The organism is Pseudomonas sp. Arb-4-2C, assembly GCF_055755015.1.
In genome coordinates this window covers 5,761,243-5,774,421 of the sequence record NZ_CM146899.1, presented here as the reverse complement: position 1 = coordinate 5,774,421, position 13,179 = coordinate 5,761,243, and the positions used below count along the sequence as shown (strand labels likewise).

At 61.3% G+C, this 13,179-nt stretch carries 12 protein-coding genes; 7 read left to right on the top strand and 5 right to left on the bottom strand.

The features are described from left to right. Positions 1–21 precede the first annotated feature (21 nt). The 3 genes from AC0J41_RS26250 to aspA all read right to left on the bottom strand — a co-directional run bounded on the left by AC0J41_RS26250 (position 22) and on the right by aspA (position 4,598). Entirely contained in the window at positions 22–1,026 is a 1,005-nt protein-coding gene (locus AC0J41_RS26250) for an asparaginase (RefSeq protein ID WP_473013972.1), read from the bottom strand. A 169-nt stretch (positions 1,027–1,195) separates the two neighbouring features. Then, positions 1,196–2,641, bottom strand: a complete 1,446-nt coding sequence (locus AC0J41_RS26245) for an alanine/glycine:cation symporter family protein (protein WP_473013971.1) — start codon at positions 2,639–2,641, stop codon at positions 1,196–1,198. 532 nt (positions 2,642–3,173) lie between these two features. Then, positions 3,174–4,598: an aspartate ammonia-lyase gene (gene aspA / locus AC0J41_RS26240; RefSeq protein ID WP_003229645.1), complete on the bottom strand. Its 1,425-nt coding sequence runs from the start codon at positions 4,596–4,598 to the stop codon at positions 3,174–3,176. 180 nt (positions 4,599–4,778) lie between these two features. Here aspA and AC0J41_RS26235 point away from each other — a divergent pair, with 180 nt between their 5' ends. The 5 genes from AC0J41_RS26235 to AC0J41_RS26215 all read left to right on the top strand — a co-directional run bounded on the left by AC0J41_RS26235 (position 4,779) and on the right by AC0J41_RS26215 (position 8,596). Further along, positions 4,779–5,687, top strand: coding sequence for a LysR substrate-binding domain-containing protein (locus AC0J41_RS26235; protein WP_007962273.1), 909 nt, complete (start codon positions 4,779–4,781; stop codon positions 5,685–5,687). A 333-nt stretch (positions 5,688–6,020) separates the two neighbouring features. Next, the gene (gene purE / locus AC0J41_RS26230; protein WP_003229641.1) at positions 6,021–6,512 is read left to right on the top strand and encodes a 5-(carboxyamino)imidazole ribonucleotide mutase; all 492 of its coding nucleotides are present in this window, start codon (positions 6,021–6,023) and stop codon (positions 6,510–6,512) included. 10 nt (positions 6,513–6,522) lie between these two features. Continuing rightward, the gene (locus tag AC0J41_RS26225; RefSeq protein ID WP_473013970.1) at positions 6,523–7,605 is read left to right on the top strand and encodes a 5-(carboxyamino)imidazole ribonucleotide synthase; all 1,083 of its coding nucleotides are present in this window, start codon (positions 6,523–6,525) and stop codon (positions 7,603–7,605) included. 106 nt (positions 7,606–7,711) lie between these two features. Then, positions 7,712–7,957, top strand: coding sequence for a GlsB/YeaQ/YmgE family stress response membrane protein (locus tag AC0J41_RS26220; protein ID WP_003229635.1), 246 nt, complete (start codon positions 7,712–7,714; stop codon positions 7,955–7,957). Between the two features lie 102 nt (positions 7,958–8,059). Then, positions 8,060–8,596, top strand: coding sequence for a DUF3299 domain-containing protein (locus AC0J41_RS26215; protein WP_025112652.1), 537 nt, complete (start codon positions 8,060–8,062; stop codon positions 8,594–8,596). A 126-nt stretch (positions 8,597–8,722) separates the two neighbouring features. On the opposite strand, the gene AC0J41_RS26210 is transcribed toward AC0J41_RS26215, so the two are convergent. Beyond that, the gene (locus AC0J41_RS26210; protein WP_473013969.1) at positions 8,723–9,622 is read right to left on the bottom strand and encodes a D-hexose-6-phosphate mutarotase; all 900 of its coding nucleotides are present in this window, start codon (positions 9,620–9,622) and stop codon (positions 8,723–8,725) included. Between the two features lie 58 nt (positions 9,623–9,680). Further along, complete coding sequence (locus AC0J41_RS26205) at positions 9,681–10,085, bottom strand: acyl-CoA thioesterase (protein WP_003229628.1); 405 nt, start codon at positions 10,083–10,085, stop codon at positions 9,681–9,683. Positions 10,086–10,463: 378 nt separating this feature from the next. On the opposite strand from AC0J41_RS26205, the gene AC0J41_RS26200 reads away from it, so the two are divergent. Further along, positions 10,464–11,762 (top strand): MFS transporter, encoded by a 1,299-nt coding sequence (locus AC0J41_RS26200; RefSeq protein ID WP_025112654.1) that lies wholly within the window; start codon positions 10,464–10,466, stop codon positions 11,760–11,762. A 255-nt stretch (positions 11,763–12,017) separates the two neighbouring features. After that, positions 12,018–13,022, top strand: a complete 1,005-nt coding sequence (locus AC0J41_RS26195) for a phosphate ABC transporter substrate-binding protein PstS (RefSeq protein WP_025112655.1) — start codon at positions 12,018–12,020, stop codon at positions 13,020–13,022. Positions 13,023–13,179 lie beyond the last annotated feature (157 nt).

Genomic DNA, 13,179 nt, shown 5'->3' with positions numbered 1-13,179 from the left:
CTACAGGGGGAGTGTGTGGGGTCAGATCAGCTCGCCACACAGGTCCAGTTCGATCAGTCGGCGCACTTCAGCCGATTCCAGGCCTGCACCCAGCAACGCCTGCAACTTGCCGAACGCCGCCTCGCGGGTCATGCCGCCACCGGACAGCACACCAACGCCACGCAACCGGCTGCCGGCTTCGTAAACATCCAGCTCGACGCCGCCTTCGTGGCACTGCGTGACCGCGACCACCACCACACCGTTGTCCCGCGCGCGGCCAAGGCTTTCGAGGAACTCGGGATTGTCGCTCGGTCCGGTGCCGCTGCCGTAGCACTCCAGCACCAGGCCTTGGATGCCGCCGTCGAGCAGGCCGTCGACAATCCCGGCGCTGATGCCGGGGAACAGCGGCAGCACTGCGACATTCGCCAGTTGCTTGGGCTGGTTGTAGTTCAACGCTGCAGGAATCGACGTGGCCTTCACGCCGCCACCTTGACGCTCCAGGCGTTTGAATGGATGACGGCCGAAACTGCGCACTTTCGCGCAACGGGTCGGGGCCAGCAGTTCGCCGTGGAAGTACAGGTGCACGCCCGGCGCCAGGCCCTGGCCGAGGGCAACCAGTGCGCCGCCGAGGTTTTCCCAGGCATCGCTGTCAGTGACGCCCGCCGGCAGCATGGAGCCGGTGAAGCAGACGCGGGCATGCAGGCCGAGCAACTGGAAACTCATCGCGGCGGCGCTGTAGGCCAGCGTGTCGGTGCCATGCAGGATCAACACACTGTCGCAGCCCTGCACGTCAACGGCATCGACCACCGCTTCACGCAATTGCTGCCAATAGGCCGGGGTCATGTTGGCGCTGTCGATCAGCGGCGACATTTCCCGGAAGCGCCACTGCGGCACCACCAACTCAGGCTGGCTGTGCAGGTAGTCGCGCATGCGGGCTTCGAAACCGGACGCCGGGGCCAGGCCATTGGCGCAGGCCTGCATGCCGATGGTGCCACCGGTGTAGAGCACCATGACGTGTTGGGCGGCGGGGAAGGAATTGGCAATCATCTGAGGGTCTCCACAAGAGATGACAGGTGGGAGCGGGCTTGCTCGCGAAGGCGGTGGGTCAGCTAACGATATTTGACTGATTCACCGCCTTCGCGAGCAAGCCCGCTCTCACAGGTAATGCATTGCACTGTAACTGACGGGCGCAGGGGATGCGCCCGTCATTCACCTGTCAGCGTTGCGCTGCAGGGACGCCTTGCGGCTCGACTTCGGTCTTGCCGGCGGCTTGCGGGCTGGTCGGCCAGGCCTTCAGGTCCAGGTCCAGATCGGTAAATTTGCTGGAGTCGAACACGGGCTGTTTGACGCCGGCGCGGCGCTGTCCGTCGTAGTCGCGCATCACGCGCATGCCGACCTTGAACAGCATGGCCAGGGCCACCAGGTTGACGAAGGCCAGGCAGGTCATGGTGATGTCGGCGAAGGCGAACACGGTCGACAGGTCCTGCATCGAGCCCCAGACCACCAGCGCCAGCACCAGACCGCGGAAAATCATCAGCGCGGCGCGGTTGCGGGTGAGGAACTGCAGGCTGTTTTCGCCCAGGTAGTAGTTGTAGAGGATGCAGGTGAAGACGAACAGCGACAGCGCGACGCTGACGAACATGCGACCCCAGTCACCGACCACCGCGGCCAGCGAGTTCTGGGTCAGGACGATGCCGTCACCTTCGAAGCCCGGGGTGTAGAAGCCCGACAGCAGGATCAGCAGCGCGGTGCAGGTGCAGATCACGAAGGTGTCGAGGAACACGCTGAACGCCTGGACCACACCTTGGGCGCCCGGGTGCTTCACGGCAGCCACGGCGGCGACGTTTGGCGCACTGCCCAGGCCCGCTTCGTTGGCGAACACGCCGCGCTTCACACCCATGACGATGGCGCTGCCGAGCAGGCCGCCGAAGGCCGGGTCGAGACCGAAGGCGCTCTTGAAGATGGTTTCGAGCATGGCTGGCACGTGTTCGATCTGGGTGCCGATCACGTACAGGGTCACGCCGATATAGGCCAGGGTCTTGATCGGTACCAGCAGGTCGGAAACCGAGGCAATGCGCTTGATGCCGCCGATGAAGGTGATGGCCAGCAGCACCGCCAGGACGATACCGGTGTGTTGCGGGTCAAAGGCAAAGGCGTTTTGCAGCGAGTGGGTCACGGTGTAGGACTGCAGGCCGATGAAGGCGAAGCCGTAGGTGACCAGCAGCAGGATCGAAAACACCACCGCCATGCCTTTGAGTTTCAGGCCGTGCTGGATGTAGTAAGCCGGACCGCCACGGTACAGGCCGTCGCCATCGGCGCGCTTGTAGACCTGGGCCAGCGTACATTCGAAGAAGCTGCTGGACATGCCGACCAGTGCGGTCACCCACATCCAGAACACCGCACCCGGCCCACCGAGGGTCACGGCGATGCCGACACCGGCGATGTTGCCTGCACCGACACGGCCGGCAAGGCTGAGCATCAGGGCCTGGAACGAGCTGAGCTGCCCGGCGCTGCCTTTGAGGCTGTCGCGGAACACCGCAAACATGTGGAAGAAGTGGCGCAATTGAACGAAACGCGAGCGAATCGTGAAGTAGCTACCGAGCCCGACAATGAGCACGATCAGTACTTTCCCTGAGAGGAAGTCGTTAATGACTTCGAGCATGGATTTTTCCTCGCTGTTTTTTGTGTGAGCAAATGCTGGATGGAAGAAACATCGTGTTACACCGGTGTGCGCACGGCACGACGGGTGAGGCGAAGGTTTCGTCCCGGTTCCATATCGCGGGTTTGTTATTAGTTCGGGTTTCGCATGGGTTGTGGCCTCGTTACCGACGACCGCTCATGCGAAGAGGGGCGGCACTATACCGATCAGTGACGCGCCCGTCTGCACAGTCGTGGTGCAAGCGACGAAACGAGGCTTTGAAACACCCGGCGTTACCGGCGCCGGGCTTGTGCGGGGATTGCTCTTTTGTGGGAGCGAGCCTGCTCGCGAAAGCGGTGGATCAGTCAACCAATGCATCAACTGACAGGCACATTCGCGAGCAGGCTCGCCCCCACATTGATCAGTCCCCAGACATACGGGTCTCAGGATCAGAAAGTTAAAAAAAAGGGCTTGGGGAATCATCCCCAAGCCCTCAAAAGGTGAGAGGTGTCTAGTCCCTCGACCTGGTGAGCGGTGCTACAAGTTACGCGCGGGCTCAGGCTTTGAGCGGAACCAGACGCGGAGCAATCATGTTTTCCGGGCGCAGGATGTCGGCGAGCATGGCTTCGTCGAGCAGACCTTCTTCGCGCACCAGTTCCAGCACGCCACGGCCGCTTTCAAGGGCGATACGGGCGATGCGGGTGGCGTTTTTGTAGCCGATGTACGGGTTCAGCGCGGTGACCAGACCGATCGAGTGTTCGACCAGTTCGCGGCAGCGGGCTTCGTTGGCGGTGATGCCGACGATGCAGTGCTCGCGCAGCATGTCCATGGCGCGTTGCAGCAGGCGGATCGAGTCGAGGATCTTGAAGGCGATCAGCGGCTCCATCACGTTCAGCTGCAGTTGGCCGCCTTCGGCTGCCATGGTCAGCGCCAGATCGTTACCGATGACCTGGAAGGCCACCTGGTTGACGGCTTCCGGAATCACCGGGTTGACCTTGCCAGGCATGATCGAGCTGCCTGGCTGGCGCGCCGGCAGGTTGATTTCGTTGATCCCGGTACGTGGGCCGCTGGACAGCAGGCGCAGGTCGTTGCAGATCTTCGACAGCTTGACCGCGGTGCGCTTGAGCATGCCGGAGAACAACACGAACGCGCCCATGTCGGAGGTGGCTTCGATCAGGTCGGCGGCTGGAACCAGCGGTTGACCGCTGATCAGCGCCAGACGCTGAACGGCCAGCGCCTGATAACGCGGGTCGGCGTTGATGCCGGTGCCGATCGCGGTGCCGCCCAGGTTCACTTCAGTCAGCAGTTCCGGGGCCAGCGTCTTCAGACGGGCCAGGTCTTCGCCCATGGTGGTGGCGAATGCACGGAACTCTTGACCCAAGGTCATCGGCACGGCGTCTTGCAGTTGGGTACGACCCATCTTCAGGACGTGGTTGAATTCTTCACCCTTGGCGGCGAAGGCCTGAATCAGGCTGTCGAGGCTGGCCAGCAGCGCGTCGTGACCCAGCAGCAGACCCAGGCGGATTGCGGTCGGGTAAGCATCGTTGGTCGACTGCGCCATGTTGACGTCGTCGTTCGGGTGCAGGTACTGGTACTCGCCTTTCTGGTGACCCATTGCTTCCAGAGCAATGTTGGCGATCACTTCGTTGGCGTTCATGTTGGTGGAAGTACCGGCGCCACCTTGAATCATGTCGACCACGAACTCTTCGTGGAAATCACCGCGGATCAATCGGGCACAGGCTTCGCTGATGGCAGCGTGCTTGGCTTCGCTCAGGTGACCCAATTCACGGTTGGCGTCAGCGGCGGCCTGTTTGACCATCGCCAGACCTACAACCAGTTTCGGGTAATGCGAAATCGGAACGCCGGAGAGACGGAAGTTGTTCACCGCTCGCAGGGTCTGGATGCCGTAATACGCTTGAGCCGGTACTTCGAGGGCGCCAAGCAGGTCGTTTTCTGTGCGGAAAGATGCAGCGGAGGACATGATAGAAATCATCTCGATATGGACCCGGTCTATGCCGGAACGCTGCGAATGCTAGGCTTGTGGGATTTTTTGGGCCAATGCTGTTAAACACTGGCCTATGCACATTCGGCATAATGCCCGTGTGACGCCGCGTGCGCGGCAGACGTGTGACCTGTTTTGGTGCGTTCCCGGGAGGACGTGATGAATCTGGAAAGCAAATGGCTCGAGGACTTCAGTGCTCTGGCCGCCACTCGCAGCTTCTCGCAGGCGGCCGAACGGCGCTTCGTGACCCAGCCGGCGTTCAGCCGACGGATTCGTAGCCTCGAAGCAGCGCTCGGGCTGACGCTGGTCAACCGTTCGCGCACGCCGATCGAGCTGACGGCGGCCGGGCAGTTGTTTCTGGTGACCGCGCGCACCGTGGTCGAACAGCTCGGGGAAGTGCTGCGTCACCTGCACCATCTGGAAGGCGGGCAGGGCGAGGTGATGCAGGTTGCTGCCGCGCACTCGCTGGCACTGGGCTTCTTCCCGCGCTGGATCGCACAACTGCGCAATGAAGGGCTGAACATCGCCACGCGACTGGTGGCGACCAACGTCGGCGACGCGGTGCATGCGCTACGCGAAGGCGGTTGTGACCTGATGCTGGCGTTCTACGACCCGGATGCAGCGATGCAGATGGACCCGGAAATCTTTCCGTCGTTGCACCTGGGCCAGACCGAGATGCTGCCAGTGTGCGCGGCGGATGCCGATGGCAAGCCGTTGTTCGATCTGGAGGGCGAGGCCAGCGTGCCGTTGCTGGCCTACAGTGCCGGGGCGTTTCTCGGGCGTTCGGTAAACGGCTTGTTGCGCCAGCGCCAGCTGCGTTTCACCACCATCTACGAAACGGCCATGGCCGACAGCCTCAAGAGCATGGCCCTGGAAGGCCTCGGCATCGCCTGGGTGCCGCAACTGAGCGTGCGTGCCGAGCTGGCCCGTGGCGAGCTTGTGGTCTGCGGCGGCCCGCAATGGCACGTGCCGCTGGAGATTCGCCTGTACCGCTGCGCGCTGGTGCGCAAGGCCAACGTTCGGTTGCTCTGGCGCAAGCTCGAAGGCGGCGCTGCACAGGCTTCCTGAACCACGGTAGATCCACGTGTGGGAGCGGGCTTGCTCGCGAAGGCGACGTGTCAGTCGACATCCATGTAGCCGACCTGGCGCCTTCGCGAGCAAGCCTGCTCCCACCGGGGGATTTGCGGTGTTCTAGCGCTGACCTTTGAGTCAATAAAACCGGGCCTTTCGCTCATTTGACAGATGGTCGCATCGGGGGCTGTTTATTGGCTTCTTTGCGGTATACTGCGCGGCCTTCGGCCGGTACGTCCGGCCATTTTTCGTACAATCAAGCCACGCAACCTGCGTGGCTTGTTGTTTTATGACGCGCCTGCGGGCGCTCCAGAGAGAAGAGGCGCGACGATGAGTGCACTGGTTGGCGTGATCATGGGCTCCAAGTCCGATTGGTCCACCCTTAGCCACACCGCCGATATGCTGGAAAAGCTCGGCATCCCGTACGAGGTCAAGGTGGTTTCCGCCCACCGCACCCCGGATCTGCTGTTCCAGTACGCCGAAGAGGCTGAGGGCCGCGGCATCGAGGTGATCATCGCCGGTGCCGGTGGCGCAGCCCACCTGCCAGGCATGTGTGCGGCCAAGACCCACCTGCCGGTGCTGGGCGTGCCGGTGCAGTCGTCGATGCTTTCGGGCGTCGATTCGCTGCTGTCGATCGTGCAGATGCCAGCCGGCATTCCGGTTGCCACCCTGGCCATCGGCAAGGCCGGCGCGATCAACGCAGCCCTGCTCTCGGCGAGCATCCTGGGCGCCAAGCATCCACAGTTCCACGCGGTACTGAAAACCTTCCGTGCCGAGCAGACAGACAGCGTCCTGGACAATCCAGACCCACGTATTGCCTGAGGTTGTTGAGATGAAGATCGGTGTAATCGGTGGCGGCCAGTTGGGCCGCATGTTGGCGCTGGCGGGGACTCCGCTGGGCATGAACTTCGCTTTCCTCGACCCTGCGCCGGACGCTTGCGCCGCGGCACTGGGCGAACACCTGCGGGCCGATTACGGCGATCAGGATCACCTGCGCCAACTGGCCGACGAAGTCGATCTGGTGACCTTCGAATTTGAAAGTGTCCCGGCCGAAACCGTGGCGTTCCTTTCGCAATTCGTGCCGGTGTACCCGAGCGCCGAAGCCTTGCGCATTGCTCGCGACCGCTGGTTCGAGAAGAGCATGTTCAAAGACCTGGGGATTCCGACCCCGGCCTTTGCCGACATTCAATCGCAAGCTGATCTGGACGCCGCCGTGGCTGCCATCGGTCTGCCAGCCGTGCTGAAAACCCGCACCCTGGGTTACGACGGCAAGGGCCAGAAAGTCCTGCGCAAGCCAGAAGACGTGGTCGGCACGTTCGCCGAACTGGGCAGCGTTGCCTGTCTGCTGGAAGGCTTCGTGCCGTTCACCGGCGAGGTCTCGCTGATCGCCGTGCGTGCCCGTGATGGCGAAACCAGGTTCTACCCACTGGTGCACAACACCCACGACAGCGGCATCCTCAAGCTGTCGGTCGCCAGCACCGATCACCCGTTGCAGGCCCTGGCCGAAGACTACTCCAGCCGTGTGCTCAAGCAGCTCGATTATGTGGGCGTGATGGCGTTCGAGTTCTTTGAAGTCGACGGTGGCCTCAAGGCCAACGAAATCGCTCCGCGCGTACACAACTCCGGGCACTGGACCACCGAAGGCGCCGAGTGCAGCCAGTTCGAAAACCATCTGCGTGCCGTGGCCGGTCTGCCGCTGGGTTCGACGGCCAAGGTCGGCGAGAGCGCGATGCTCAATTTCATCGGCGTGGTTCCGCCGGTGGAGAAAGTCGTCGCCATCGAAGATTGCCATCTGCACCACTATGGCAAAGCGTTCAAGGCCGGACGCAAGGTCGGCCACGCCAACCTGCGCTGCGCCGACATGGCCACGCTGCAGGCGCAGATCGTCAAGGTCGAAGCGCTGATCGCCGAGTAACGACAGTTTCATCTGGCAGCGGCGGAACCTTCGGGAACCGCCGTTCTCTGATGGCAGGATGCCAAAGTCTGGCTAGGCTATAGCCAATCAATCAGAGGGAAATGTCATGGGAATTATCGGAACCATTTTTATCGGCTTGATCGTCGGCCTGCTGGCACGCTTCCTCAAACCGGGCGATGACAGCATGGGCTGGATCATGACCATCCTGCTCGGTATCGGCGGTTCGCTGGCGGCCACTTACGGCGGCCAGGCCCTGGGTATCTATCAGGCCGGTCAAGGCGCAGGTTTCATTGGCGCGCTGGTCGGTGCGATCGTGCTGCTGGTGATCTACGGCCTGATCAAAAAGAACTGATCCAAGCGACCAAGCCCTCTCTGCCAACGCGGCAGGGAGGGCTAGAATGCTCGGCGATTCAACGTCCTTCCTTTATCCGAGCATCTTTTACCGAGCACTTCCATGCGCCGTCTTTTGTTGACTCTCCTTTTGCTGGGCAGCGGTCTGGCCCACGCCGGCGAACTGCCGGAAACCGACTGGCTGGAACTGATGCCCAAGTCGGACCAGAAAGCCCTCGAGGCCATGCCCGAAATCGATCACAACTCCCCCGAAGCCACCGGCACCTTCACCGAGAAGGGCGGCATGAAACAGGCCAAGGGCCTGCCGGCGGTGATGTATTCGACCAAAACCGTGGCGTCGATGAACGACAAGCACATCCGCATCGGTGGCTACCCGGTGCCGCTGGAGTCGGATGCCAAGGGGCGTAGCACGCTGTTCTTCCTCGTGCCGTACCCGGGCGCGTGCATCCACGTGCCGCCACCGCCGCCGAATCAACTGGTGCTGGTACGTTATCCAAAGGGCTTGAAGCTGGATGACATCTACACGCCGCTGTGGGTGACCGGCACGCTGAAGATCGAGAAGGTCAGCAATGATCTGGCTGACGCGGCGTATGCGCTGGAGGCGGACAAGGTGCGGGTGGTGAAAGAGTCCGATCTCTGACACCTGCGCAAAACAACTGTGGGAGGGGGCGTGCTCCCGAAGGCGGTGTGTCAGTCAATGGATCAGTTGACTGAAGCATCGCCTTCGGGAGCAAGCCCCCTCCCACAGTTCGTTCTGTTGTTTGGTTTAAAGCGGTTTGCTGCCGACGCTGACGCCCATGGTGTGGCTGGCGCCCGAGGCCAGGTTCACCACGTCATCCATCACATTCGCGGTCTCGATGCACAGCATGCGCTGCCAGCCATCGTTGTCCATGTCGCTAAACGCCGCCGCGCGGTCGATCCACGGGTTCCAGATCACCGCGGTGCGCGAACCAGTGGCGGTCAGGGCGATTCGCCGTTCCCAGGCCGGGTCGACAATGCTCAGTTGCGGCGGCGCATTGAGGTAGATGCGGTCGGTTTCCCCGGCAAAGCGCAGTTCGCCTTGCTGGCTGTGGGTATTCCAGTTGTCCAGGGTCTCGATGTAATTCAAACCATCGACACCGTCGACATGCACGTTGCGCACATCGCTGACGGCGAAATAAGTATGCAAAGCCTGGCTGAGGCTGACTGTTTCGGCGCCCCGGTTATGACTGGTCAGGCTGATGTGCAACTGATCATTCAGATGCAGGGTCAGGGTCAGCTCGACCTGATGCGGCCAGCCCGGGAAACCCGCTTCAGGGTAGGGCAGCTTGAACTCGACCTTGATGCCATCGCCTTCGGCTTCGATGCCGCCCAATTCCCAATCCATCGCCCGGACAAAACCGTGAGCCGGCGCCGGTTCGTCGCTGACGCGCATGGCTTTGACGCTCTGCGGGTTGCGCTCGAAGACGCCGAACCACGGCCAGCACACCGGCACGCCGGCGCGAATGCTTTTGCCGGTCTTGAACACGGCCTTGTCGTTGAGCCAGATGATCGGCGGCTGGCCGTCGATCTGATAACTGAGGATGTGCGCGCCTTGCTGGGCCACCAGCACTTCGGCCTGACCGTGGCGGATGCGCCAGCAGTTCAGTTCATCCAGTTTCACCGCTTCAACGTTGGGCGTGTTCATGGGACAGCTCTCGATCAGACACTTGGGACGACTATCGACCGCAAAACCGCGGCGAGGTTTAACGCGCGCGCGGCGGTACCGAACGGGTGCGCCCGCTGCCATCGATGGCGACGAAGACGAATACCGCTTCGGTCACTTTACGCCACTCGCTGGACAGCGGATCGTCGCTCCACACCTCGACCATCATCTGGATCGAGCTGCGGCCGATTTCCAGGGTCTGGGTATAAAAGGACAATTGCGCGCCGACAGCGACCGGCACCAGAAACGCCATGCGGTCGATGGCTACGGTCGCTACACGACCACCTGCCACGCGGCTGGCCATCGCGGTACCGGCCAGATCCATCTGCGCCACCAGCCAGCCACCGAAAATATCGCCGAAGCCGTTGGTTTCGCGGGGAAGTGCGGTAATTTGCAGGGCCAGGTCGCCTTGCGGGATCGGATCTTCTTGTTCGAGCTCTATCATGCCGGGGGTGCCTCTGACCCGTGACTCTTCGTTGGTATTGCTGGTGGTAGCCGTCTTCAGGAAAAACGATTCAGCACCGAACATACTACGTTCGTCACGTTTTCCATAAGGCGCCTAAAGGGGAAACTCTGCGAAAGCGGCTGGATCCACGCACCAAGGCGACCAACGACGTTTTCGCACAGCAACCCCCTACAAACCGGAGCAAGGTTGCGAGTATATCGGTCGGTAGACTCCGCGACGACCATCGGGTTCTGATTTTGACCGTCAAATACGCGCCTCTATGTGCTTTTTCGAACAATTTGCTATGGTGCCGAACCTGCCCAAGCCACAGCCAGCGTTGTTGTGGCGGTAGATCCGACTATAAGAGAAGCCCTTGCCATGACCACAGCGCCTTCGAGCCTCGCGCAGCCCGAGCAACCCGCACGACCGTTGACCCGCAATGACTACAAGACTCTGTCGCTATCGGCCCTGGGCGGTGCGCTGGAGTTTTACGACTTCATCATCTTCGTGTTCTTCGCCACTGTGGTCGGCAAGCTGTTCTTCCCGGCCGACATGCCCGAGTGGCTGCGGCTGATGCAAACCTTCGGTATTTTCGCCGCCGGTTACCTGGCGCGGCCGCTGGGCGGCATCGTCATGGCGCACTTCGGCGACCTGCTGGGACGCAAGAAGATGTTCACCCTGAGCATTTTCATGATGGCCGTGCCAACGCTGATCATGGGTCTGCTGCCGACCTACGCGCAGATCGGCCTGTGGGCACCGATTCTGCTGTTGCTGATGCGGGTGATCCAGGGCGCGGCGATTGGCGGTGAAGTGCCGGGGGCGTGGGTCTTCGTTTCCGAACACGTGCCGCAAAAGCACATTGGCTACGCCTGCGGCACGCTGACCAGCGGCCTGACGGCGGGCATCCTCCTCGGGTCGCTGGTTGCTACCGCGATCAACAGCCTCTACACACCACTGGAAGTTGCGGATTACGCCTGGCGGATCCCGTTCCTGCTCGGCGGCGTGTTCGGCCTGTTCTCGGTTTACCTGCGCCGCTGGCTGCACGAAACGCCGGTGTTCGCCGAGCTGCAACTGCGCAAGGCGCTGGCCGAAGAGGTGCCGCTGCGAGCGGTGCTGCGTGACCATCGCGGGGCGATTGCGGTCTCGATGCTGCTGACCTGGTTGCTGTCGGCCGGGATCGTTGTAGTGATCCTGATGACCCCGACCGTACTGCAAACGGTCTATCACTTCTCACCGACGGTGGCACTGCAATCGAACAGTCTGGCGATCGTGTTCCTGAGCGTTGGCTGCATCATTTCCGGCGCCCTGGCGGATCGTTTCGGCGCCGGCCGGGTGTTTGTCTTCGGTAGCCTGGGGCTGCTGATCAGCTCCTGGACCTTCTATCACAGCCTCGCCGATCACCCGAACTGGCTGTTTCCGCTGTATGCCCTGACCGGCCTGCTGGTCGGCACCATCGGTGCGGTGCCGTACGTGATGGTCAAGGCGTTCCCGCCAGTGGTGCGCTTCAGCGGGTTGTCGTTCTCGTACAACGTGGCATACGCGATCTTCGGTGGCCTGACGCCAATGGTGGTCAGTCTGCTGCTTAAAGAAAGTGCGATGGGGCCGGCTTACTATGTAGCCGTCCTTTGCACGATGGGGATTCTGGTCGGCGCATGGCTGTGGAAGAAGGGGCGCTAAAAATCTTCACCAGTGGGAGCGGGCTTGCTCGCGAATGCGGTATGTCAGTCTCTATATGAATAGGATGACACGGCCTTTTCGCGAACAAGCCCGCTCCCACATTGGTTCTGCGTTGTTCTCTAATACCTTCGAATCATCTTGTAAAACCCCGATGCTGGCCTTTCATCCAATTGTCATATTTCAGCCATAGAGTGTTCACACGGCCTGCTGATACTTGGCCCCGACTTAACACACCCTATCTGCTAGGAGTAAGGCATGAAACTGAAGCGTTTGATGGCGGCAATGACTTTTGTCGCCGCTGGCGTTGCGACTGCCCACGCGGTAGCCGCTGGCGTTGACCCGGCAATTCCGGCTTACACCAAGGTCACCGGTGTATCGGGCAACTTGTCCAGCGTTGGTTCCGACACTCTGGCCAACCTCATGACCCTGTGGGCTGAGAACTACAAAAAAGAATACCCGAACGTAAACATCCAGATTCAGGCCGCTGGCTCCGCCACTGCGCCACCTGCGCTGACTGAAGGCACCTCCAACCTGGGCCCGATGAGCCGCAAGATGAAGGACACCGAACTGGCGGCCTTCGAGCAGAAGTATGGCTACAAGCCGACCGCTATCCCGGTTGCCGTGGACGCCCTGGCTGTGTTCGTGCACAAGGACAACCCGATCCAGCACCTGACCATGGAACAGGTTGACGCGATCTTCTCGTCCACCCGTCTGTGCGGCGCCAAGGCCGAAGTCAAAACCTGGGGCGATCTGGGCGTGACCGGCGACCTGGCCAACAAGCCAGTGCAGCTGTTCGGTCGTAACTCGGTATCCGGCACCTACGGCTACTTCAAGGAAGAAGCCCTGTGCAAAGGCGACTACAAGCCTAACGTCAACGAACAACCAGGTTCGGCGTCGGTTGTGCAGTCGATCAGCTCCTCGCTGAACGGTATCGGTTACTCGGGCATCGGTTACAAAACCGCCAGCGTGAAAACCGTTGCACTGTCGAAGAAAGGCAGCACCGAGTTCATTGAAGATTCGGAAGAGAACGCACTGAACGGCAAGTACCCGCTGTCGCGCTTCCTCTACGTTTACGTGAACAAGGCACCGAACAAGCCTCTGGCCCCGCTGGAAGCCGAGTTCGTGAAACTGGTTCTGTCCAAACAGGGTCAGGAAGTTGTGGTGAAGGACGGTTACATCCCACTGCCAGCCAAGGTTGCTGCAAAAGCACTGGCTGACCTGGGTCTGCAGGAAGGCGGCGCTGAAGTCGCAAAAAAGTAACAAACTGAGTCCGGAATAAACCCCTCCGGACTCGAGTGTGGGAGCGGGCTTGCTCGCGAAGAGGCCTTCAGATTCAGCACCTCAGTGACTGAGTCACCGCTTTGGCGAGCAAGCCCGCTCCCACACACCCTTCGAATTCTTTGATCCTCCTCCAGTC

Coding starts and splice junctions, on each gene's coding strand:
- AC0J41_RS26245 (WP_473013971.1), bottom strand. CDS start 2,641: ATGCTCGAAGTCATTAACGACTTCCTCTCAGGGAAAGTACTGATCGTG.
- purE (WP_003229641.1), top strand. CDS start 6,021: ATGAGTGCACTGGTTGGCGTGATCATGGGCTCCAAGTCCGATTGGTCC.
- AC0J41_RS26215 (WP_025112652.1), top strand. CDS start 8,060: ATGCGCCGTCTTTTGTTGACTCTCCTTTTGCTGGGCAGCGGTCTGGCC.
- AC0J41_RS26195 (WP_025112655.1), top strand. CDS start 12,018: ATGAAACTGAAGCGTTTGATGGCGGCAATGACTTTTGTCGCCGCTGGC.
- AC0J41_RS26235 (WP_007962273.1), top strand. CDS start 4,779: ATGAATCTGGAAAGCAAATGGCTCGAGGACTTCAGTGCTCTGGCCGCC.
- aspA (WP_003229645.1), bottom strand. CDS start 4,598: ATGTCCTCCGCTGCATCTTTCCGCACAGAAAACGACCTGCTTGGCGCC.
- AC0J41_RS26250 (WP_473013972.1), bottom strand. CDS start 1,026: ATGATTGCCAATTCCTTCCCCGCCGCCCAACACGTCATGGTGCTCTAC.
- AC0J41_RS26225 (WP_473013970.1), top strand. CDS start 6,523: ATGAAGATCGGTGTAATCGGTGGCGGCCAGTTGGGCCGCATGTTGGCG.
- AC0J41_RS26205 (WP_003229628.1), bottom strand. CDS start 10,085: ATGATAGAGCTCGAACAAGAAGATCCGATCCCGCAAGGCGACCTGGCC.
- AC0J41_RS26210 (WP_473013969.1), bottom strand. CDS start 9,622: ATGAACACGCCCAACGTTGAAGCGGTGAAACTGGATGAACTGAACTGC.
- AC0J41_RS26200 (WP_025112654.1), top strand. CDS start 10,464: ATGACCACAGCGCCTTCGAGCCTCGCGCAGCCCGAGCAACCCGCACGA.
- AC0J41_RS26220 (WP_003229635.1), top strand. CDS start 7,712: ATGGGAATTATCGGAACCATTTTTATCGGCTTGATCGTCGGCCTGCTG.